This is a genomic window from Pararhizobium sp. DWP1-1-3, assembly GCF_049896125.1.
GTDB lineage: Bacteria > Pseudomonadota > Alphaproteobacteria > Rhizobiales > Rhizobiaceae > Pararhizobium.
Map to the genome: position 1 here is coordinate 97454 of NZ_JAFCTR010000015.1, position 22015 is coordinate 119468.

A 22015-nucleotide genomic window follows, 5' to 3' on the forward strand; every position below is an offset into this window, starting at 1 on the left:
ATCGTTTTGGTGAGCGGATTTCTTTTGCCTTTTGAGAGGTGAAAGACGATGCAGTTAGGAAGTGTGACGACGCCCTTTGGGCGGCGGCCGATGACCCTTGCCCTGGTGAAAGGGCAACTGGCAACGGCCGAAACAAAGACCGGAAGGTCGGTCGATAAGTGGAAGGTGTTTCGCGACGCCTGTGAGGCCCGGGCGGTGCTCGGCCTCACGGACCGGGCGCTGTCGGTGCTCAATGCACTATTGTCGTTCTATCCTAACCAGCAGCTGGGGGAGGAGAGGGGACTGATTGTCTTCCCCTCCAACAATCAACTGACGGTCCGCGCGCACGGGATCACGGGTACAACGTTACGCCGTCATCTCGCAGCCCTCGTCGATGCTGGCCTGATCATCCGCAAGGATAGTCCGAACGGCAAACGCTACGCACACAAGGACAACGCCGGCGCGGTCCAGGACGCGTTCGGCTTCAGCCTGGCGCCGATGCTTGCCCGCGCAGAGGAGCTTGCTCACATGGCGCAGCAGGTGGCAGCAGCTCGGAAAGCTTTCCGGCTTACGAAGGAGCGGCTGTCGATCTGCCGGCGGGATGTGCGCAAGTTGATCTCGGCTGCAATGGAGGAGGGGGCAGCGGGGGACTGGGGAACCATCGAGAAGTATTACATTGCTCTCCTGGGGCGCCTTCCACGCACGCCGCAGATTGGTGATCTGGAACCAATTACTGAAGAAATGGAGATGCTGCGCGACGAAATTGTCAATCTGCTGGAAATGCAGGTAAATTCAGAAAAACCAGACAGCAATGCTGTTCAAATTGAACGCCACATACAGAATTCAAATACCGATTCCATCCATGAATCTGAACCTAGCTCCGAAACGAAGCAAGGTGCAAAACCGAGCCAAGCCATCAGACCCGCAGGTGAGCTGATAAAAGCTTTCCCGCTTGGAATGGTGTTGAGGGCGTGCCCCGAGATCGCGATGTATGGACCAGGCGGATCAGTAGGGAACTGGCGCGACCTGATGGCGGCGGCCGTCGTTGTGCGGTCGATGCTTGGCGTTAGTCCGTCGGCGTACCAGAACGCCTGCGAAATCATGGGGCCGGAGAATGCAGCAGCGGCGATGGCCTGTATCCTGGAAAGGGGAGGGCAGATCAACTCGGCCGGTGGATATCTGCGTGATCTGACCCGACGAGCGGAGGACGGTGAATTCTCGCTTGGCCCGATGTTGATGGCGTTGTTGCGTGCGAATAGTTCGGCCGTCTCAAAGGCGGGTTAGTCTACAGCGCTGTCGTCGGCGTCCTGTTAGGGAGATGCTCCCCCTTTCGGTAAGGTGGCGACTGGGTTTTAACTATTTCGGTCTAGGAAACCTGCATGAGCTACGACTGGGACGGGAAGCGCGCAAAGCGGATGAGCATCCTTCAAAGCATCGCTTTCGGGATGGTGATCGTGCTCGCATGCGGTTTCGTCGCCGTACTTCTCGGACGGCCTTGAAACACCCTGTTCATCTGATGAATAGATCAACTTCATGTTGATTTATTCCCATATTGGGAATATATAAAGCCATGCAGGTTGTCGCGAAGTCCACATTGAAGAAGTTTTGGGAGGTTCATGACCAAGCCGAAACGCCTTTGAAAATCTGGTATGCGACAGTCAACGGTGCTGATTGGGTAGGGCCATCAGATGTTAAGGCGATGTTTGGTTCCAATGTCGATTTTGTGAGTGATAATCGCCTCATCTTCGACATTTCCGGCAACAAATACCGCCTCATTGTTCATGTTTCCTACCGTTTCAAGCGTGTTCTTATCAAGTTCATAGGCACCCATGCCGCTTATGACGCGATTGATCCGGAGACAGTGTAATGGAAAACATTAGAGCCATCCGAAACGATGACGACCTCGCATGGGCCATTGCCGAGGTCGAACAGTATTTTGTCAATGAGCCGGATCCGGGAACTGCGGAAGCCGATCGCTTTGACGTTCTCTCCGTCCTGATTGAAGCTTACGAAGATGAGCACTACCCCATCGACGCGCCGGAGCCCATTGAGTTCCTGAAGGCCCACATGGCAATGCTCGGTCGAAAACAGAGCGATCTGGCGAAACTTTTTGGTTCGACCCCGCGCGCCTCCGAGGTGCTTAACAAGAAGCGAGCCCTCACCGTCGATATGATCCATAGACTCCACAAAGAGTGGGGCATCCCTTCCGACCGCTTGGTTGAACCTTACCATTTAGCAGAGCCTGAGCGGGCCTACGCCTAAGGAGCGTACTGTTACCTTGTTGCGGCACTAATCCGTACCGTCACCAAGGTCTAGGAAATCTGCATGTGCTACGACGGGGAGGGGAAGCGCGCAAAGCAGATGATGCGCTGTCTGTCTTGTATATCACTAGCCCATATTCGTCATGCGGGATGTTCAATGCGGACGAGGTCGGCAAGGATTATCCGCAATTGCGGCCATGGCCTTTCCTTGAAGTGAGAGCCGGGGTCCTCTGTTTCAATGATCGAATGAAGTTTGGCAATGATGTCCGAGGTTGTAAGAGCGGGCGCCTCCCAAAGGGTGTTTGCCGAAGCTTCTTCAATGCCCGCGATTTGGGTTTCCGCATGACGGGTCCTGCTATAGCCGAACTGCTCGTCAGCAACGTTCCATTTCTTGATCCTGGCCGCCAATTCGGATCTCGCCGTCTTCCTTTCTTCTGCCATTGCGTCCCCCGGTAACCAGCTGTCGATTTCCTGGCGGGTGCTGACGACGATGGGTTTGTCTTCGCCCGGTATCTCGAGCTGTAGGACTGGAAAACCGCCGGCGGATTTCAGGACTTCCGTTTCCAGTCTCTGTTGCTGGTGGCACAGCCTCTTTCCTTCTTCATGCGCGTCGTACCAGGCGCGCCAAAGTGCCAACACGTTTCCTGGGGCGATGCTTTCTTGATCACTGGAGGGGTGGGATGCGCCGGGGGCGGTATGATCCGTCAGGGCGCTCAGATAGGCTGTTGTGGCAAAAAGCATTTTTCTGCGGGTTATCGCGGGCAAAGTTCTGTCATTCTCAGATTTAGTCATGATCCGAGCTCCCTGCAGCTAGATATCGGTCAGGAGGGCCAGTAGCGCGCCCTTGAGATCTGCTGGAACGTTAGCCAGATTCGGTTTGATGATGTTGCTCAGCATCCTCTGAGCTCCATAAGGATGAGATCCTTCAGCATGGTCCGCAGTTCCGGCCAAGGGGTCGTTTTGAGTTTCAGGGCGGGATCTTGCGTGACGATCAGGCAATGGAGCTTCGCGGTCACTTCGATCAGGGAAGACGGCTTTATAAGCCCCATAACACGACCTGTTATCCCCGCCTCTTGGGCAATGTCTTGCTCCAGGGCAAGAGCGGCACTGTACCCCAACCGTCGGTCGGCGTTTTTCCATGATCGCCGACGTTGCCGAAGTTCGGCGAGTGCCTGGGTGATCTGTTCGGCGTCCAGTTGGAAGGACAGTCGTTGGATGTCGGCAAAGGAGTGAACGACAACCGGCCGATCGGCTCCCTCAATTTGCAGCGCCACCGACACAGAGGCGGGATTATTCAACATCTCGGCTTCAAGCTTTTTCCTGAAGTGACAAGCCTGCATTTGCCGCTGATAGAGTGCGTACCATTGCGGCCACAACTCTCTTACTGGCGTTGGACCCGGCGCTCTTGGCTGACCATCGGGTTCTACGACACGTGAACTGAGTAGACGTGCGGCAACGGGAAGAAGATTTCGCCGATCAATGATGGGCGGCAGATTTTCTGCCGCCCATGTCTTCGAATCATGATTTCTACGAGTAATTGCGGACAGAGTTCTGCTATTCTCAGAATCAGCCATGATCCGAGCTCCCAACAGCTTGATTTTGGTTAGGCCGCGTGTGGTAGGCGATACCGACAACGGTCCGGAAAGTTAAATTCGTAACATGGATACGATATCTGCCAATGCATCACATTTCAACAACTAATCGTATCGGCGTTACGAAATGACGCCGATCCAGTGTAAGATGGCGCGTGTGGCGCTCGGCTGGGGCACCCGAGACTTGGCTAAAAATGCTGGCGTATCGCCCGATACAATCGCCAGATTAGAACGCGGCGAGCGGCTTCGGGATTCAACCGTGGAGGTCATCCAAGCTGCCTTCGAAGACGCGGGCCTAGAATTCATCCCGGAAAATGGCGGTGGCGTTGGGGTCCGCTTCTCCAAACCAAAAGATTAGTCCAATGGAGAGGGCCTGAAGCAGAGTGCCCGCTCCCGCCCTGCGGCGTCTCAGGGACGGGTAGGGGCCTCCAGGGGTAAAAGCTTGCTCGCCTGGTCGATGACCTTTCGCAGCTTTCTCCACCCCGGTAGATTTGGCTCATTGATGCGTTCCTCAACGGCTTTCAGCATCCATCCGGTGCAGGCAACGTCTCCAGCCGCTTTGTATCTATCAACGCGCTTGAAGCAGGCTCAATGCGGGGGCGGGCGTCGCCATCGTCCAACGGGATCGTTGCGACGAGCAGCTCGGTTTCCTGATAGGCCAACGTTATACGCTGCCGTTTCTCCACATCGCTTTCGATGATGACATTGAGGGTGAAGGCAGCGTTTTCGATAGATGTTCGGTCTCGTCGTTCATGCTGGATCGAAAGCCCCTTTGAATTCCGGATCGGCATAATATCGGAGCTTGCGGACCCACGCCGGCCGTTGCCCCTGTCTCAAGAGGATCATTTTGTCTTCCGGCAGCCGCATGATCTCGTCGGCATTGATGAGATCACGCGCCGAGATGTGTTCGGAGGACGAGTTTTTTCCCTCGCTCCACGACCTGGTGATGTACTGCGCATCGGTCTTGCCGATCGAGCGGGCAATGAGGTCGGCCGTATCGATATCGTTGACCCCGAAGACCTGCAGGACGGCGGCATTCGACAGGAATGTGCCGGCACGTTGTCCATAGGTGGCACGCAGCTGATGCGTGTCCTGAAGGATCGGCCAGAGCTGAACGCCATAGCCGGCCATGAGGCCCATGGCCCGTTCGATCGGCGCCAGGTGGCCGAGAGCAGCGAACTCGTCGAGCAGGTAAAGCACGGGCAGGGGAGGGGAGGCCGGATCGCGCGCCATGTCGGTGAGGCTTTGGGTAATCAGCAGCCGCAGCCATCTTGAATAGGTGGAGAGCCGATCGGGCGGCAGGACCAGAAACGCCGTGACGTTGTCGCGCTTGAGATCGGCAAAGCGGAAATCCGATCGCCCAAGTACGGCAGTCATGCGCGGACTGTCGAGGAAATGGGTGTGGCGTTGTGCGGCCGACAGAACGCCAGCCGCCTCCCGGTCCGACTTGCCAAGATGGCGATTGGCGGCACGTGCGATCAGCCCGCCTGCCTCATCCATATCCTGCATTCGGGCAAGGAGAACGGAAAACCGCTCCGGCGCTAGCGTCAAGTATTCGCGCAGCATTCCGAGATGCCGACGCCCCGGAGATTCCGCAACCGCGATTTTGAGGATGAGGCCGGCAATGAGCGCCTTGGCCTCTTCGTTCCAATGCGCGTCACCCGCCACGCCCGGCTCATCGAACACGAGGGCGTCGGCTAGCGTGTTGGCATCTTCCGCGACATCGAGCCCGTCGGGATCGAGCATGTCGAGCGGATTGAAGGCAGCGGAGCGTTTGCCCGTCACGCCGAATGGATCGAGGATATGAACCGGCCCGAATTGTTCTCGCGCACGACCGGTGACCCTGGCATTTTCTCCCTTCGGATCGATGCAGATCACCGAGCGATTGGCGGTCAGCAAATTGGGAATGATAGTGCCCACGCCCTTGCCGGTTCGCGTCGGCGCCATGGTCATCAGATGCGCCGGTCCGTCGTAACGCAGCAGCGTGTCGGTCTCCGGATCGCGACCAATCAGCACGCCGTCATCTGTTGCGGAGAGTTTTTGCAGTTCCTTGCCCGTTGCCCAGCGCGCAGAGCCGAACACGGAAGAAATCGGGACATCCGTCATGAATGCCGAGAGGAAACCACCCACGCCGAACACAAGCGGAAGATATTTGGCGACTGTCTGGACGAACTGGCTGATCTGCCCATGCTCAGCCCCACCGATCAAATGAATGAGAAAGTTGGCCAACAACAGCAGTGCCGAAAACAGCACTCCGACGATCGCGGATCCAATAGCCAGGAACGGAGCCTTAACGACCGACTTCAGAAAACGGGAAAACGTCATTCCGGATTTCCATGGCTAGACCCTTCAGGCGATGACCCCGGCAGGAGGATATCGTCGAACAAGGCCGTGTCGCCATCACGCGTGAGGAAACCCGGCAGCTCCGCGCGCAGCCAGTCGCCGAGGCGGCGGGTGGAATCGGCATCGTTGGAATTCTCTAGCCGATACAGTACCAGCGCGCCGAGCAGAACCTTGCGCCTGGTGTCTTGGGCGCGCTCCTGTTTTCCCAGCCGTGCCTTGAGCATCTTCTTGCGTTCTTCCAGTTCGGAGATGCGCTGTTCGATCGTTTTGCGCGGCATCTTCATCTCTTTATTTCGTATTGCCGGCCGAGGTCTTCTTGAGGCGAACCAGGATTGTTTTTGGGTTGTCGGCTGCTCGCTCGACATCGACGATGCCCGAGGCTTTGACGAGATCGCTCAGCCCCGGGAAGCCATAGTTGCGTGCATCAAAGTCGGGCGCTTGCTTCGCCAGGTGCCCGCCCACCTGAGCCAGATTGGCTCGGCCGTCTTCGTCGGCTGTGGCGATAACAGCCTTGGTCAACATGGCCCGCGCCGCCTTATCCAGACCCGCCTTCCTGGGCACGGCTTTGGCAACGGCAGGCTTGGCCTCAGCTGGCTTTTGGGGAGCGGGGACCGCCGCCTCTTCGATCTCTTCGGCCGGCGCATTGAGCACGTCGAAATAGACGAACTTGTCGCACGCCGTAATGAAGGGACGAGGGGTTTTGCGCTCCCCAAACCCATAGACCGTGACGGCCTGTTCACGGATGCGGGCTGCAAGCCGCGCAAAATCGCTGTCGCTGGAGACGATGCAGAAACCGGAGAAGCGGCCGGTGTAAAGCAGGTCCATGGCGTCGATGATCATCGCGCCGTCTGTGGCGTTCTTTCCGGTCGTATAAGCGAACTGCTGAATGGGCTGAATCGAATGTTCGAGCAGGCATTCCTTCCAACCCTTGAGGTTGGGCCCGGTCCAGTCGCCATAGATGCGTTTGACACTGGCCGTCCCGTAGTTGGCGATCTCGGCCATGAGACCAACGACGATCTTTGGCGAAGCGTTGTCGCCGTCGATCAGCAAGGCCAGTGTTCCGGAATTGTCTGTTGCCATTTCACATCTCCGATGATGTACCGAGACTACATATCGTGTCGTCTGGAACAACCCTAAATATGTACTGGTGTTGTTGCGTCTTGCATAATCCCGACGAAGGGAGCGAAGCGAGTGAAGTTACAAGGGCGCACTTACGAGTTGCATGGCAACTCAGCGCTTGATATCTTCATTTGCAATTCGGAGAACGGCATTTGGCAATCTATCATTGCAGCATGAGGCCGATAGCACGCAGCGGCGGCCGCAGCGCCGTGGCGGCTGCTGCCTATCGGACTGCAACAATGATGCTGAATGAGCGCGACGGTCTGGTGCACGACTTCACCCGCAAGAAGGGTGTCGAGCATGACGAGATCATTCTTCCGGAAGGTGTGCAGGCGGATTGGGCGCTTGATCGCTCTTGCCTTTGGAACGCTATCGAGCATGCGGAAAAACGCAAGGACGCGCGGGTGGCACGGGAGTTCGAAATCGGGCTTCCGCATGAGCTGAGTGCAGAGCAACGGCTTTCGCTGACACGGGACTTTGCCCGTGAGCTGGCCAACCGCTATGGCGCAGCGGTGGACTTCGCCATTCATCAGCCACACACAGAGGGCGATGTCCGCAACTTCCATGCCCACGTGCTGATGACAACACGGACAGTTGGTCCTGACGGTCTTGGCGAAAAGACGCTGATCGAACGCGAGAACAAGTGGCTGCTGAACCACGATCAGCCGACTTCGCATATGCAGCTTCGCGATATCCGTCAGGCCTGGGAAAACCACGCCAACCGCCATTTGGCGCGGGCAGGTCTTGATGTCCGGATCGATCATCGCTCGCACTTGGAGCGCGGGCTTGAGATCGAGCCGACTGAACACATGGGTGTCTTTGCCTCGCAGATGGACCGGCGTGGGTTGGACGTCTCAAGGTCGCGGATCGACGAGAAAGCGGCACGCCGCAATGCCGCGCTCATTCGGGAAAAGCCGGAGCAGGTTCTGTCGATCCTCACCGACGAAAAGAGCGTGTTCGACCGGCACGATGTGGCGCGGGCGCTGCATCGTTACATCGACGATAGCCAGGGTTTCCAAAATGCCTTTGCGGCGGTCATGGCGTCATCGGCATTGGTCGAACTTCAGCCGGAGCAGAACGGTGAACTGGCGCGATACTCGACCTGGGAAATGCTTGAGATTGAGCACGCCATGGCCGCGAGTGCTGAGCGACTGGCACAGTCCTCCAGCCATGGCGTTAATCGACATCATGTCGATCAGGCATTGAGTCTACAGGACGATGCGATCAGGGCAAGAACCACAGCATCACTTTCTGGAAAAGTTGAACACGGTGAAATGCTCCTCGTCGATCGGGAGCGGGTGATCGAGCGATCCGGCTTAAGCCAGGAGCAGCGTACGGCCGTTAAGCATATCACCGGGCCGGAGCAAGTGGCGGCGGTAATCGGCTTTGCCGGCGCTGGCAAATCCACCATGCTTGCCGCCGCGCGCGATGCCTGGGAGCGGCAGGGGTATCGGGTTCAGGGTGCCGCTTTGGCTGGCAAGGCAGCGGAGGGGCTTGAAGAGTCCTCAGGCATTGCTTCTCGCACTTTGGCCTCCTGGGAGTATGGCTGGCAGTCGGGGAGGGGACAACTCGGCAAGGGCGACGTTCTCGTCATCGATGAGGCGGGTATGGTGGGAAGCCGACAGTTGGCCCGGTTCGTGATGGAGACCGAGGCGCGGGGCGCCAAGCTGGTTCTGGTCGGCGATCATGAGCAGCTTCAGGCGATCGGGGCGGGATCTCCGTTCCGGGCGATTGCCGAGCGTGTGGGTGCGGTCGAGCTTTCCGAAATCCGTCGGCAGAGCGAGGGCTGGCAGCGGGAGGCGTCGATTGCGTTTGCCACGCACCGGACGGGTGAGGGGCTCGCGGCTTATGCTGATCGTGGTGCTGTGAACTTCGCCGACAATAGGGACGAGGCGCGAGCCGGTTTGGTCCGCGATTATCTCTCCGATCTGGAGGCGCGCTCATCTGGATCGCGGATTGCGCTGGCGCATCGCCACGTCGATGTCCGGGCGATCAATGCCGACATTCGCGCATCGCTTCAGGAAAGCCGTCGGCTGGGGCGCGGCGAAGAGGGTGGAGAGCGCACATTCCAGACCAATGACGGCAAGCGGTCGTTCGCGCCAGGCGACCGGATAGTCCTGTTGGAAAACAATCGTGACCTTGGTGTGAAAAACGGCATGCTGGGAACGGTTGAGGCAGTCGAACTGGGCGCGCTACAAATACGTCTCGACGGCGCAGGGCAGAACAATGCCCGTTCCATCTCCATACCGGTGAATAATTACCAAGCCTTTGACCACGGCTATGCAACGACCATTCATAAATCCCAAGGGGCGACGGTCGATCGCGCCTTTGTCATGGCGTCGGGCACCATGGATCGGCACCTGACCTATGTGGCGATGACGCGTCATCGTGACAGTGTGCAGGTCTATGCCGGCCGAGACGAACTCAAGGATATGAAAACGCTCAGCGCCAGCATGGGCCGAACGGGCGCGAAGGAAACCACGCTCGATTATACCCGCGCCTTTGCCGAGCGGCGAGGTCTTGCGGAAGGGTTTGGCGTTCGCAGCGAAATTGCCGTTGGCCTCTCGCCTGGTCGGGCTGAGGATTGGCCTGCGGCTCACTACAGCGCTAAGGATGAGCTCGTTCGCTCGCAGGCCGCTCCTCAGGCTCGAGCCAGCGTTGCGGCGCAGCGGACCGGGCAGGATATCGAGGGCACGGCGGAAAAGGTCGAGCCGCTTGTGCCGGCGCTGACGAAACATTCGCGCGGCATCGAGGATGTGGCCCGCGAGAAGGCCAGGCCGGACTTTGAGCGGGCCATGGGAGCAGTGCGTTCCGTTGGTCGCAACGTTTATGCGGATCCGGACGGTGTTGCCGCCTCGCTCAGCACAGCGATCGTCGACAAAGGCATGGATGGGCAGGCGCTGGCGAAATCGCTTGCCGAGCGTCCGGATCAGTTTGGGGAGTTGCGCGGCAAGTCGGGCTTCCTGGGTGAGAACAAGGAGCGCAATGCGGCTCGCCATTATGCCAAGGCGCTCAGCAATCACGTTGCATCGGCCGGTCGGACCTGGGAGCGTCGGCTGGAGGCAGAGCGCCAGTCCGAGACGTGGAACCGCGAAAAGCGGGATGTGATAGAGGTCCCGGGGTTGACGCCACGCAGCGAGGCCATCTTGAAGCAGTTCGACGGAATGTCCCAGTCGGAAATGCCGAAATTCCTTGAGAAGATATCCGGCACGCCGGAAGGGAAACAGGCCCTCGATGAGGCGGGACAAGTCGCGCAGGCGCTGGAACAGCGGTTCGGCAGCGCTGATCCGCGCGACCTGAAGACGGAAAACCTGCGGTTTGCGCCAGAGGTCATCGCCAAGCTTGATCGGATCAAGGATGTCGCCCGCATTGCCGATCGGGCGCAGCGGGCGGAGCTGTCGCGTCGGTACGAACTGAAGCGCAGTCTCAACAAGGGGTTGGGATTGGGGATGTAAACTATGACTCGCCCTGAATTGCCCCGAGTTCCGCTCTCGAAGCGGAACGACATTCGCGTGCGGATCACGTCGCTAGAAAGCGAAAGTAGACCGATAGCACAGCAAAATGACCGCGATAGGCAGGGTGGAGCGAGCGATTAAAACCAACGCATGGACATTTAATGCGGGCGACTTCACTGCCAACCTTGACTCCGCTACAGTGTTTTTGGAACAGGAGAGGGGAACGGTTCTGAACACTATTTATCAAATTAATTGGAGAAGCTAACCCAAGTGCATCATGCCCATTTTGCAGGGTAGGGGATCACGCCTCATCCTGCAAATGCGCCACAAACACCTCGGTTGGCGTCCTATATCCGAGGCATTTGCGCGGCTGATTGTTGATATGCCGCGTGAGGTGGAGAAGGTCGCGTTGTGAAACAACTGACAGATCTGTGGTACCAGGCAGGTAGCGTCGAATGCGCCGAAGCAGCTCAATAAGTAGAAGCAAAAGTCAGATTGATCTGCACCACATATTGGCGGGAGGCCGCCCTGCCGGATCAGCGCCTCATGCAAAGTGCCGATCCGGCAGCGCCCACCAGCAGTACGATGCCAGCCCACGACAGTCCGCCTGCTCTTGCGGTATCGAGAATGACCCCGCCCACGACGGCTCCGCCGAAAATGGCGATATTCCATACCGTGACGATCATCGCCTGCGCCACGTCGGCCGAGGGACCGGCCGCCCGCGCTGATGCGGTCTGAAAGACCGTCGCCGATCCACCAAATGCCAGTCCCCAGATTAGTGCGGCCCCAAAAATTGCCAAAGACGATCCGGTCGTAAACGCCAGGATGAACGCCGCCGCGAGGAAAAGGCCGATGCCGGTGAAGGTCAATGGCTGCAGCCATTTGTCGATCAACACGCCCGTCAGGCCAATACTGACAAGTGCAGAACACCCAAATACCAACAAGACACTGTCAATCTGGTCGGCCATGCGGTGACCGGTTAGCAGGGGCGCGATGTAGGTGTAGAGGAGGTTATGAGCCAGCACGAAGCAGAGCGTCACCGCCAACACCGGACGCACCCCCGGAACCGCGAAGACCTGAGCCAATGACGGGCGTTGTGTTTCAGGCTCGCCGGCGAAATCTGGCACCTTTGCGATGATCCAGCCGACCAGTAGCAGCGCAATGACGCTGAGCAAGCCAAATGTCAGTCGCCAACCGGCGTAGATACCCAGATGCCGACGATGGAGAGACGCCGGCCTCCTGGCTAAAAGGGGAGGCCGGTGCAAATGTGGTGGTTAGGCGACCTTCACCGTGACAGCGTCAACGCCATCCACATGGCCAACCATCACATCACCGCGGACGACTGCGCCGACGCCTGCGGGGGTGCCGGCGAAAATCAGATCGCCAGCCTTCAGTTCGAACAGCCGCGAGAGATAGGCGATCATTTCCGGCACCTTCCAGAGCATCTGGTTGAGGTCGCCATTCTGACGCAGTTCGCCGTTGACCTTGAGCCAGATGGCGCCGGCCGTCGGATGACCGACCTCGGAAACTGGATGCAGTACGCTGCAAGGTGCCGAGGCTTCAAAAGCCTTGCCCGTCTCCCATGGCCGGCCGGCCTTTTTGGCCTCTCCCTGCAGGTCACGGCGCGTCATATCGAGGCCGACACCATAGCCGAAAACGTGGTCCAGAGCGCTTTCAACCGGAATATCGATGCCACCCTTATGCAGCGCCACGATCAGTTCGATCTCATGATGAACATCCTTGCTCTCGCTCGGATAGGGGAAGTCCCGGCCTGGAGGCACCAGCGTATCGGGGTTCTTCTGGAAGAAGAACGGTGGCTCCTTGTTCGGGTCATGGCCCATCTCCACCGCATGGTCGGCGAAGTTGCGACCGACGCAGTAAATGCGATGGACCGGGAAGAGTGCGTCCGTCCCGGCGATCGGCATGGTTGGGGTTGGCTCGGGCGTGAAGACGTAGTTTGTGAGGTGAGGCATTTGATTCATTATCGCGCTCCTGCGTAATATTCGATGCGTTTTTCGAAGTGTTCGACCGCCGCGGACAGCAACATTGCCGCGGCGAACAGAATGAGGGTGAGAGCCCAGAAACGCTCCATGTCGAAACTGCGGGAATAAAGCTCGAAGAGTTCCCCGTAGCCGATGATGGAGACCAGAATCTGCCCTATGACGACACCCTTTACCCCTCGGATGAGGCCGATGCGGATACCAGCGAGGATTTCCGGAAGGGCGGAGAGAAGAACGATCTTGGTAAAGATCGTCCAGCGGGAGGCGCCATAGCAGCGCCCCATTTCGATCAGCGACGGCGGAACCTGCATGACGCCGGCCCGCGCATCGAGAACGATGATCCAGACCGCGAACAGGAACACCGTGACGAAGACGGTGGTTTCGCCGAGGCCAAAGAGGATCATCAGGATCGGTACCAGCGCCGAAAGAGGGGCGCTGACGAACATGTTGACCCAGAGGCCGAAGATGTTGTCGATGATCCGCACGCGCCCCATGAGGACGCCGAGCGGAACGCCAACGACGATGGCGAGCGCCATGCCGTAGACGAACGACCGGAGTGTGATCAGGGTGGCGCTCTGCCAGGAACCGGTTTGGACGAGTTCTAACCCGGCCGCGATCACTGAGGTCATCGGCGGGATCAGGAAGATGAGATCCAGCCGCCCGACAATTTCCCAAAGCAACGCCCACATCACCAGCGATGCCATCATAGGAATGCGAATACCGAAAAGGGTCATATCCGCTTACTCCGCATACTGGCGCAGCCCCTGCCAGATTTCCTCGACGACATCGAGATAACCGGCATCGCGACGAATATCGTCGGGCGAGGCTGAGCGGTCGATCATCGGATCGATGATCTGGGAAATACGGCCGGGCCGCGGCGAAAGCAGCACGATGCGATCTGACACGTAGACTGCTTCTTCGATCGAATGGGTGACGAAGATGAAGGTCTTCTTTTCCAGATCGACAAGCCTGAGCAAGTCTTCCTGGAACTTGCGCCGGTTCTGCTCATCGACCGCCGAGAAGGGTTCGTCGAGAAGCAGCACGTCGGCGTTGACCGCAAAAGCTCGCGCGATACCGACGCGCTGGCGCATACCGCCAGAGAGTTCGTGCGGATACTTGTCCTCGAAGCCGGCCAGGCCGACTTCCTCGATGTAGCGGCGTGCCGTGCGGTTGCGTTCCGCGACAGATACTCCTTTCAGTTCGAGACCGAAGCCAACATTGCGCAGCACAGTCGCCCAGGGCATCAGCGCGAAGTCCTGGAAGACAAAGGCGCGTTCCGGACCCGGACCGGTGACGGCTTTTCCGTTGACGCGGATCTCGCCGGAGGTCGAGGAAACGAGGCCTGCGATGATCTTGAGCAGGGTCGTCTTGCCGCAGCCGGAAGGTCCGAGAAGCGTTGTCAGCTTGCCACGCTCGAAATCGAGATCGATGCCGCGAAGCGCTTCGATGTCGCCGTATTTCTTGCAGATGTCGCGGACCTCGACGACGGCGTCGCCGATTTTTGCGGCAGCAGGGCCATTGGCGCGAGACAGGGCAGAATTTGCCATCTCACTTCCTCCTTTTTTCAGGACGCAGCACATGCGTTTCGAAATATTGCAGGCCCGCCAATGTCAGCGTCGAGACCGCGATGATGGAGGCGACCGACGCATACATATGCGCGTAGTTGGCCACCGACCGATGATAGGTGATGAGATCGCCGATGCCGGTGGGCGTGATCAGCAGTTCCGCCAGCATCACGCCGATGAAGCCGGCGGCGATGCCGAGACGCAGGCCCGCGAACAGAACAGGCGATGCATCCGGAATGACAATCTTGAAGATCTGCTGCATGCGTGTCCCCTGAAAGGAACGGCACATATCGACCAGCGACGGATTGACGTGGCGCACCGCCTTGTAGGCGTTGAGCACGATGACGGGCAGCGCCAGCATAATGACCGCGAGCGTCTTTGCGGTCAGCCCGATCCCGTAGATGAAGGTGACGAGCGGCACGAGCGCCGCCATCGGTGCTGCCTGAAGTACGATGAACACCGGCGCCAGAAGCCATTCCACCTTGGTGGATAGGCCCATCGCGACGCCGAGAGCGATGCCGAAGACCGCCGAGACGGCGACGCCGAGAACGAGCGGCTGGAGCGTCAGGAAGTAGGCGTAGATCATGGTCCCGTCGAAGACCATCTCGAAGAAGGCAATGACGGTTTCGCTGAAGGTGGGGAACGCAAAGCTGATCGGAACCAGCCCCGCGATCTCCCAGGCGCCGAACAGGATCGCCAGCGACAGCATGGCCCAGAAGGACCGTCTCTCCTCGGCAAACCGGAAAAGCGCCGCTCCGGCCGTAACCGGAGCCTTCTTGGCTCCGATCCCGTCGGTCAGTTTGGGGTGTGACACGGACGCCTGCATCCTACTTCGTGCCTGCCTTGGCGAGCGCCGCGTTGAGCGCGTCGAGGCTCCAGAAGTCTTCGACCTTCAGCTCCTTCGGATCACCGGTCAGCGCACCGGACACCGTGTAGAAGTCAAAGTCGTCGCGGGCCGCATCTTCGCCACCGCCGTTGAGCGGCATGTTTGCAGCCGCTTCCGTGAAATAGGGCTCGATATCGGCGATCATTTCCGGTGTCGCGTCGGGAAGCAGCTTGTACTTTTCGCGCAGCGCCACGATCGATTTCGGGTCGGCTGCTACCTCGCGCCAGGTGGTCAGGATCGCCTCGACCAAAACTTCGACATCCTTCGGATTGGCCGTCAGATAGTCTGTATTGGCAAAAAGCGCCTCGTCGGTTGCGGCAACCTCGCCAAGCGGCAGGAAGGCGAACTTGCCCGGCGCTTCCTTTTCCAGAATGCGCTTGCCGGACGAATCGACGATCGTTGCCTTGACGTTGCCCTGAAGCAGCGCACCGGTGCGGACTTCGGCACCCGGAACATAGGCAATGTTGGAGTATTTGATGCCGTTCTTGTCAGCCATCAGCTGCATGATGGCTTCCGTACCCGAACCGCGGGAATGGACGGCGATTTCCTGCCCGTCGAGATCCTTCCAGTCCTTGTAGAATTCGCTGTTGACGACCGGATAGAACTGCAGCTTGCTCAGCTGCATGAAAACGCGGATCGGCGCCTTGACCTTCTGCAGCAGTGCGTAGGGTCCGCCTATCCCGATATCTGCCTGCCCGCTGACCACCGCCTGCGCCGCGATATCCTCGCTCTTCAAGAACGTGACCTGGACATCGACGCCTTTTTCTTTTGCGCGCTCCAGAGCGACCAGCAGATGCAGCGATTCCACCGTTGCGATGTCGCCAAAGGCGATCCGCATCGGATCGGCCCATGCGGCAGCCGGCAAGACGGCGACGGCCGAAAAGATGGCTGCAGCCGTGCACGCCCGAATTCTTCTGGCGAAATTCCTCATTTTGTTTTCCTCCCGTTGAATGGGCCCTCCTCAGAACCCAATTTCAAACCAATTCTCTATTAATCCGAACATGAGTCAACCGGTTTCTTCGGGTTTGATGGCTGCCTCACGGACACATCGGGCATCAGGTTGGTACAAAAATATGCGTATCTCGTTGTTTTTAGTCTAATTATTCTGGAACTAAAAAACGCAGAACGAGCCATTCCTGAGATTGACACTGCAACGCCCGCCGACTATAAACAAACCCAATTTGAAATTGGTTTAGGCAAAATGGACGAAAAGACCGACTTTTCAGCACTCGCTAAACTCAAGGGATTTTTGGCGACGGCGGTATTGCCCGACGACGGCAGGCTGCCTCCCGAGCGTGAGTTGGCGGAATCCCTGGAGATCGGCCGCGCGGTCTTGCGCAAGGCGCTGGCAACCTTGCAGGCGGAGGGCGTGGTCTGGCGGCATGTCGGCAAGGGGACGTTTACCGGCGACCGGCCGATCGATACCGTCGCCGATATCAATTCCATGGTTCAAAGGACGAACCCGCTCGAAGTGATGGGCGCGCGCATTGCCTTTGAGCCGGAAGTGACGCGATGCGCTGCCCTCAACGCAACGGCAGCACAGATCGCCGAGATGCGAAGCTGCATGCAAAAGGCGCAGCAGGCGCCGACGTGGCGGCTCTACGAGCAATGGGACAACAAGCTGCACCGCACCATCGGAGAGGCCTCGCAGAACTCGCTGCTGCTTGGACTTCTCGATACGCTGAACGCCGTTCGCCGCGCCGTGACGTGGGGACGGTTGCGCGATACGCCCCTGCGCCCGCCCGCTGATCATCACAGCTTTGTCGAACATGCCCGCATCGTCCAGGCTGTCGCCGATCGAGACCCGGCAGCAGCGGCCGAAGCCATGCGAAAACATCTGCGCAGCGTTGAAAGCCGCATGCGCGACACCGGCTGAACGGCAACAAATCCCCTCCCCCAATCGGACAGTTTGAAGGAAGTCGCATGACAAAGATCAAGGTCGCCAATCCGGTCGTCGAGCTCGACGGCGATGAAATGACCCGCATCATCTGGCAGTTCATCAAGGAAAAGCTGATCCATCCCTATCTGGATATCGATCTGGAATATTACGACCTTGGCATGGAAAACCGCGATGCGACAAACGATCAGGTGACGATCGACAGCGCCAACGCCATCAAGAAGCACGGCGTCGGCGTCAAGTGCGCGACCATCACCGCCGACGAGCAGCGCGTCGAGGAATTCGGGCTGAAGAAGATGTGGAAGTCGCCCAACGGCACGATCCGCAACATTCTGGGCGGCGTCATCTTCCGCGAACCGATCATCTGCAAGAACGTGCCCCGGCTTGTTCCCGGCTGGACCAAGCCGATCATCGTCGGCCGTCACGCCTTCGGCGACCAGTACCGCGCCACCGACTTTAAATTCCCCGGCAAGGGCAAGCTGACGATGAAGTTCGTCGGCGAAGACGGTACGGAAATCGAGCACGAAGTCTACGACGCGCCGGCAGCCGGCGTTGCCATGGGCATGTACAACCTCGACGAATCGATCACCGATTTCGCCCGCGCATCGCTGAACTATGGCCTGCAGCGCGGCGTTCCGGTCTATCTGTCGACCAAGAACACCATCCTCAAGGTCTATGACGGCCGCTTCAAGGATATCTTCCAGGCTGTCTTCGACGCCGAATTCGCGGACAAGTTCAAGGAAGCCAAGATCTGGTACGAACACCGCCTGATCGACGACATGGTCGCTTCGGCGCTCAAGTGGTCCGGCGGTTACGTCTGGGCCTGCAAGAACTACGACGGCGACGTCCAGTCCGACATCGTGGCGCAGGGCTTTGGCTCGCTCGGCCTGATGACCTCGGTTCTGATGACGCCGGATGGCCAGACGGTCGAAGCCGAAGCCGCCCACGGCACGGTGACGCGCCACTACCGCCAGCACCAGAAGGGCGAGGAAACCTCGACCAACTCGATCGCCTCGATCTTCGCCTGGACGCGTGGCCTTGCCCACCGCGCCAAGCTCGACAACAACACTGAGCTGGCAAAGTTCGCCGACACGCTGGAAAAGGTCTGCGTCGACACGGTCGAGAGCGGCTTCATGACCAAGGATCTGGCGCTGCTGATCGGCCCCGACCAGCCATGGCTTTCCACCACCGGCTTCCTCGATAAGATCGACGAGAACCTGAAGAAGGCAATGGCTTGTAAAGTAGCACCCGTGAAATGACATGCAAACCGGCTACCATGCCGGGTTACCTTGAGTTCAAACGATCAGCTCGCGGGCCAAGCATGTCACGCTCATCCCGACGATTGCGTCTTGCACGCATGGACGAAGCCGTCGCCTTTTGCGACTCAAGGAGCCACCTTCATCCAGCGGCCGATACAACAAAAGCAGCTAGCTCCGTGTTAAAACGAGCGGCATTTTCAAAGAACGGCGCATGGCCGGCATCTGGGTAGATCGAAAGTTTGGCGCCAGGGTTGAGCGTACTCACCCGCTCAGACATTTCGCGTCGTGTCAGGCGATCTTGAGCGCCATAAGTAATGAGCAGATGCTGCGGCTTGCCAAAGGCCTCATCGAGCCCGCGACCTGAGAGCTTGACAACGCCCTCCTGCAACGCGCGGGGCACCATGCCGTTGTAAGCGAGCATTCTTCTGAACTCAGCTTCTGGCGGCGCCGTAGCAAAACAAGCCTCGAGAAAGTTGACGATTGCTGCGCTGCGCACTCCAAGATCTGGCGAGGCTAGCGCACTAGCGTATTCTAGCGAAGCGGGCCCAAGCAGGTCGGGAGAAAGCTTCGTCACAGCATTTACAAGGTTGACGCCAGCTATGTGGTCGACCCCATAGCGCATCAAGTAATGTCCAATAATCAAGCCGCCTAGAGACCAACCCACCAATACAGGCTTTCTGAGATTGGCGACATTCATCACAGCTCGTACGTCGTCTGCCCAGAGCGCGGCTTTGTCATAAGCATCTGGGCTACCGGGCTTGTCAGAATCGCCATGACCGCGAAGATCGAATGTGACTACTCGGAACGTTGCGCTGAGCGCGTCGAGTTGTCGATCCCATGATAGACGGCTCTGACTAAGCCCATGGATAAGCAGAATTTCGGGATGAGACGGATTTCCGTAGGCGCGCACCATCAAGCCGAGCCCATCCGACGATTCTGCCCGCAGTTCCTCGGATATCGCTGTCGGGACAACGAGAGCTTCACCATTCCGCGTCCTAGTAGTTTGGGCATTCGCCTTGCCTGCCATAGTCGCTGCAGCAAGCGAGAGGCTTGCCCGCATAAAGGTTCGTCTCTGCATATCGGCCTCCGGTTTTATAGTGATCGCTCCAGAACATCGTTTGACAGTCTTGTCAAGATGTTGTTTAGTGATCGCTATGGAACAACAGGCAAAAAATTTGGGGGGGCGCCCGCGCCGCTTCGATAGAAATACCGCTGTAGAGATTGCCATGCGCCTGTTCTGGCGAAATGGTTATGAAGGGGTATCGGTTGCGGATTTGACGGATGCAATCGGCATCGCCCCTCCAAGCCTTTACGCTGCCTTCGGTAGCAAAGCGGAGCTTTATCGTGAAACGCTGCGTCACTATGCCGAGAAGTCGAACTCTTTCGATATCTCAGTGTTCGACAGAGCACCTGGGCTCTCCTTGGCGATTAGCGAAATGCTGCATAAAGCCGTGCTATCGGTCACCGACTCAGAAGGAGAAAAGGGCTGTATGATTGCTAGCGGCATGGTTGTTGCCAATCCGCAGAATGTGGATTTGCAAAAAGAGATCGCCGAGCGCCGCTCGGAGTTTCGTAACGTACTGCAAGAAAAGATGGCGTTTTGGGTCGGCGAGCAAGAGGCACTGCGCCTCTCCCGCTATCTCACGGCGGTCATGCAAGGAATATCCATCCAAGCTCATGACGGGGCTACAGCCGGTGAGCTACAGATGATTGTTGATGAAGTTCTCAAAGGCCTGTCTTTCCAGCAACCGGATAACGAATAAGCCAGGTTACACGCGGAACAACCATCTACACGCGACGGCGAAAACAGATTTGGAAATGTGACGCTTGGAGAAGGGGTAGGTTGTCTCGCGCTTCAAACGCCTCCGCTCAGAATATTTGATCAACTGTGGTGCGAATTGCGCCTGCCGGTTATGTTTGGATTGATGATGACACCCAATCTCTGGTCATTTGTCGTGACAGCGATTCTGCTGTGTCTTATGCCCGGCCCCGATAACCTTTTCGTACTTGCGCAGTCCGCCCTGAATGGTCGCCGCGCCGGCCTTGTAACGACACTCGGTCTATGCGCTGGCCTTGTAATACACACGACCGCAGTGGTGCTTGGTTTGGCAGCGCTAATTCAGGCTTCGCCATTTGCGTTCGCTATGCTCAAATTCGCTGGCGCCGCCTATCTGCTGTATCTTGCATGGCTAGCCATGAAACAGCCAGTCACGCCTGATCCGACAGCAAATGCTAACAGCCAAGGCCTATTTCGTCGCGGCTTCGTCATGAATGTTAGTAATCCGAAAGTTTCGATTTTTTTTCTGGCGTTCCTCCCGCAGTTTGTCGATCCCTCTGCTGGCTCCGTGTCCACGCAGATCATCTTGCTCGGGCTCCTATTCATATCTGTTTCGCTCGTCGTCTTTTCTGCAGTCTCGATACTTGGAGGAACCCTCAACGTTTTACTCACTTCGCCAAGAGCAAAGAAGATACTCAACAGGCTTTCGGCCGTTGTCTATGTACTGCTTGCAGCAAAATTGGCTTTTTGAACGTCGTCAGTGAGGAAATAGTCAGCTGGACTCCATGGTCGACCGACTCGACGTGATCAGCAAATACCGCAAGCACCTTTTCAAGCTATTCGTATCGGGAAAGTTTTTGGCTAGGGGCCGTGCCTCATTCCGTTCTTAGCAGTGATCAACATCGATGTTCTCCACCTCACCGGAAAAACAGCCTATCGGCCCTCAATGACCAAGTGTCCTAAATGGTGGTGTATATGACATTTGAGACGCAGGCGTTTAGCGGTATCTCTTATGTCAAGGCGCATTGGGCGTCTGGAGAACAAAATGATGTCTGACACTCTTTCCAAGGGCACCGCCCTCATCACCGGCGCATCCTCCGGGATCGGCGCCATCTATGCCGAACGCCTGGCCCGCCGTGGCCACGACCTGATCCTCGTCGCCCGCAGCCGCGGCAAGCTGGACGAACTCGCCCGCCGCATCAGCGACGAGACCGGCCGTTCGGTCGAAGTCATCCCCGCCGACCTTTCCAACAAGGCCGATCTTGCCCGCGTCGAAAAAGTGCTCGGCCACGACCAGAGCATTTCAATCTTGGTCAACAATGCCGGCCTTGGGGCGACCGCGCCGCTGCTCTCCTCCGATATCGGCAAGATGGAAGAGATGGTCTCGCTCAACGTCAACGCGCTGATGCGGCTCACGTATGCCGCCGCGCCCGCTTTCGTCGCCCGCGGCAAGGGCACGATCATCAATATCTCGTCGATCGTCGCGATCGGCCCGGAAGTGCTGAACGGCGTCTATGGCGGCACCAAGGCTTTCGTGCTCGCCCTCAGCCAGTCCCTGCATCACGAGCTTGCGGCCAAGGGTGTCACGGTTCAAGCGGTGCTGCCCGGCGCGACCGCTACCGATTTCTGGGGCATCGCCGGCACGCCCCTCGAACATCTGCCGGGCCAGATCGTCATGCGCGCCGAAGACCTGGTGGATGCCGCACTTGCCGGTCTCGACCAGGGCGAGCTGGTGACCATCCCGTCGCTGCCGGAACTGGCCGACTGGCAGGCTTATGAAGCCGCTCGCCAGAAGATGATGCCGAACCTTTCGCGCAGCACGCCGGCCGACCGCTACAAGGCCGCATAAAAACGCTACTATCGGCCATTCAATCGAACAGAG

The 22015-nt window shown here is 58.2% G+C and carries 22 protein-coding genes and 1 pseudogene; 10 read left to right on the plus strand and 13 right to left on the minus strand.

Features of this window, described 5'->3' with window-relative positions; translation table 11 throughout:
* Positions 1-48 precede the first annotated feature (48 nt).
* The 3 genes from repC (at position 49) to ACP7BS_RS24280 (ending at position 2241) form a co-directional block, all read left to right on the plus strand.
* Complete coding sequence (repC, locus tag ACP7BS_RS24270) at positions 49-1263, plus strand: plasmid replication protein RepC (RefSeq protein WP_426240145.1); 1215 nt, start codon at positions 49-51, stop codon at positions 1261-1263.
* 286 nt (positions 1264-1549) lie between these two features.
* Positions 1550-1846 (plus strand): type II toxin-antitoxin system HigB family toxin, encoded by a 297-nt coding sequence (locus ACP7BS_RS24275; protein WP_112849323.1) that lies wholly within the window; start codon positions 1550-1552, stop codon positions 1844-1846.
* Positions 1846-2241 (plus strand): XRE family transcriptional regulator, encoded by a 396-nt coding sequence (locus ACP7BS_RS24280; RefSeq protein ID WP_112849324.1) that lies wholly within the window; start codon positions 1846-1848, stop codon positions 2239-2241. Before ACP7BS_RS24275 ends, ACP7BS_RS24280 begins: the two co-directional genes overlap by 1 nt.
* 140 nt (positions 2242-2381) lie before the next feature.
* Here ACP7BS_RS24280 and ACP7BS_RS24285 read toward each other — a convergent pair whose 3' ends face one another.
* Both ACP7BS_RS24285 and ACP7BS_RS24290 read right to left on the minus strand, forming a co-directional pair.
* Complete coding sequence (locus tag ACP7BS_RS24285) at positions 2382-3032, minus strand: hypothetical protein (protein WP_426240146.1); 651 nt, start codon at positions 3030-3032, stop codon at positions 2382-2384.
* 98 nt (positions 3033-3130) lie between these two features.
* Positions 3131-3814, minus strand: coding sequence for a hypothetical protein (locus ACP7BS_RS24290; protein WP_426240147.1), 684 nt, complete (start codon positions 3812-3814; stop codon positions 3131-3133).
* Between the two features lie 145 nt (positions 3815-3959).
* Between ACP7BS_RS24290 and ACP7BS_RS24295 the strand changes: the two genes are divergently transcribed.
* Positions 3960-4190 carry a helix-turn-helix domain-containing protein gene (locus ACP7BS_RS24295; RefSeq protein WP_426233540.1) on the plus strand — a complete coding sequence of 77 codons (231 nt, stop codon included), beginning with the start codon at positions 3960-3962 and terminating at the stop codon, positions 4188-4190.
* 392 nt (positions 4191-4582) lie between these two features.
* On the opposite strand, the gene ACP7BS_RS24300 is transcribed toward ACP7BS_RS24295, so the two are convergent.
* From ACP7BS_RS24300 to ACP7BS_RS24310, 3 genes are read right to left on the minus strand one after another with little or no spacing between them, the layout of a single operon-like run.
* Entirely contained in the window at positions 4583-6157 is a 1575-nt protein-coding gene (locus tag ACP7BS_RS24300; RefSeq protein WP_426240148.1) for a type IV secretory system conjugative DNA transfer family protein, read from the minus strand.
* Positions 6154-6453, minus strand: coding sequence for a mobilization protein (locus tag ACP7BS_RS24305; protein ID WP_426240149.1), 300 nt, complete (start codon positions 6451-6453; stop codon positions 6154-6156). Before ACP7BS_RS24305 ends, ACP7BS_RS24300 begins: the two co-directional genes overlap by 4 nt.
* A gap of 10 nt (positions 6454-6463) precedes the next feature.
* Positions 6464-7255, minus strand: coding sequence for an NYN domain-containing protein (locus ACP7BS_RS24310; protein WP_426240184.1), 792 nt, complete (start codon positions 7253-7255; stop codon positions 6464-6466).
* A gap of 191 nt (positions 7256-7446) precedes the next feature.
* On the opposite strand from ACP7BS_RS24310, the gene traA reads away from it, so the two are divergent.
* On the plus strand, positions 7447-10749 hold the full coding sequence (gene traA / locus ACP7BS_RS24315) for a Ti-type conjugative transfer relaxase TraA (protein WP_426240150.1): 3303 nt from the start codon (positions 7447-7449) through the stop codon (positions 10747-10749).
* 301 nt (positions 10750-11050) lie between these two features.
* Here traA and ACP7BS_RS24320 read toward each other — a convergent pair.
* The 7 genes and pseudogenes from ACP7BS_RS24320 to ACP7BS_RS24350 form a co-directional block, all read right to left on the minus strand.
* Positions 11051-11212 (minus strand): annotated as a pseudogene (locus tag ACP7BS_RS24320) (IS30 family transposase); the annotation flags it as partial.
* A 73-nt stretch (positions 11213-11285) separates the two neighbouring features.
* Positions 11286-12014, minus strand: a complete 729-nt coding sequence (locus ACP7BS_RS24325) for an MFS transporter (protein WP_426240151.1) — start codon at positions 12012-12014, stop codon at positions 11286-11288.
* Between the two features lie 9 nt (positions 12015-12023).
* Complete coding sequence (locus tag ACP7BS_RS24330; RefSeq protein ID WP_426240152.1) at positions 12024-12731, minus strand: fumarylacetoacetate hydrolase family protein; 708 nt, start codon at positions 12729-12731, stop codon at positions 12024-12026.
* Positions 12731-13483: an ABC transporter permease gene (locus tag ACP7BS_RS24335; RefSeq protein ID WP_426240153.1), complete on the minus strand. Its 753-nt coding sequence runs from the start codon at positions 13481-13483 to the stop codon at positions 12731-12733. The genes ACP7BS_RS24330 and ACP7BS_RS24335 overlap by 1 nt, the downstream gene beginning before the upstream one ends.
* A gap of 6 nt (positions 13484-13489) precedes the next feature.
* The gene (locus ACP7BS_RS24340; RefSeq protein WP_426240154.1) at positions 13490-14296 is read right to left on the minus strand and encodes an ABC transporter ATP-binding protein; all 807 of its coding nucleotides are present in this window, start codon (positions 14294-14296) and stop codon (positions 13490-13492) included.
* Position 14297: 1 nt separating this feature from the next.
* The gene (locus tag ACP7BS_RS24345; protein ID WP_426240155.1) at positions 14298-15128 is read right to left on the minus strand and encodes an ABC transporter permease; all 831 of its coding nucleotides are present in this window, start codon (positions 15126-15128) and stop codon (positions 14298-14300) included.
* 13 nt (positions 15129-15141) lie between these two features.
* Positions 15142-16131 carry an ABC transporter substrate-binding protein gene (locus ACP7BS_RS24350; RefSeq protein WP_426240156.1) on the minus strand — a complete coding sequence of 330 codons (990 nt, stop codon included), beginning with the start codon at positions 16129-16131 and terminating at the stop codon, positions 15142-15144.
* Positions 16132-16401: 270 nt separating this feature from the next.
* Here ACP7BS_RS24350 and ACP7BS_RS24355 point away from each other — a divergent pair, with 270 nt between their 5' ends.
* Together ACP7BS_RS24355 and ACP7BS_RS24360 are read left to right on the plus strand one after the other, a co-directional pair.
* Complete coding sequence (locus ACP7BS_RS24355) at positions 16402-17076, plus strand: FadR/GntR family transcriptional regulator (protein ID WP_426240185.1); 675 nt, start codon at positions 16402-16404, stop codon at positions 17074-17076.
* Positions 17077-17123: 47 nt separating this feature from the next.
* A complete protein-coding gene (locus ACP7BS_RS24360; RefSeq protein WP_426240157.1) occupies positions 17124-18356 on the plus strand; it encodes an NADP-dependent isocitrate dehydrogenase in 1233 nt (410 codons plus the stop codon).
* 139 nt (positions 18357-18495) lie between these two features.
* On the opposite strand, the gene ACP7BS_RS24365 is transcribed toward ACP7BS_RS24360, so the two are convergent.
* A complete protein-coding gene (locus ACP7BS_RS24365) occupies positions 18496-19269 on the minus strand; it encodes an alpha/beta fold hydrolase (protein ID WP_426240186.1) in 774 nt (257 codons plus the stop codon).
* Between the two features lie 241 nt (positions 19270-19510).
* On the opposite strand from ACP7BS_RS24365, the gene ACP7BS_RS24370 reads away from it, so the two are divergent.
* The 3 genes from ACP7BS_RS24370 to ACP7BS_RS24380 all read left to right on the plus strand — a co-directional run bounded on the left by ACP7BS_RS24370 (position 19511) and on the right by ACP7BS_RS24380 (position 21982).
* Entirely contained in the window at positions 19511-20119 is a 609-nt protein-coding gene (locus ACP7BS_RS24370) for a TetR/AcrR family transcriptional regulator (RefSeq protein WP_426240158.1), read from the plus strand.
* 165 nt (positions 20120-20284) lie between these two features.
* A complete protein-coding gene (locus ACP7BS_RS24375; RefSeq protein ID WP_426240159.1) occupies positions 20285-20884 on the plus strand; it encodes a LysE family translocator in 600 nt (199 codons plus the stop codon).
* Positions 20885-21181: 297 nt separating this feature from the next.
* The gene (locus tag ACP7BS_RS24380; protein WP_426240187.1) at positions 21182-21982 is read left to right on the plus strand and encodes an SDR family NAD(P)-dependent oxidoreductase; all 801 of its coding nucleotides are present in this window, start codon (positions 21182-21184) and stop codon (positions 21980-21982) included.
* Positions 21983-22015 lie beyond the last annotated feature (33 nt).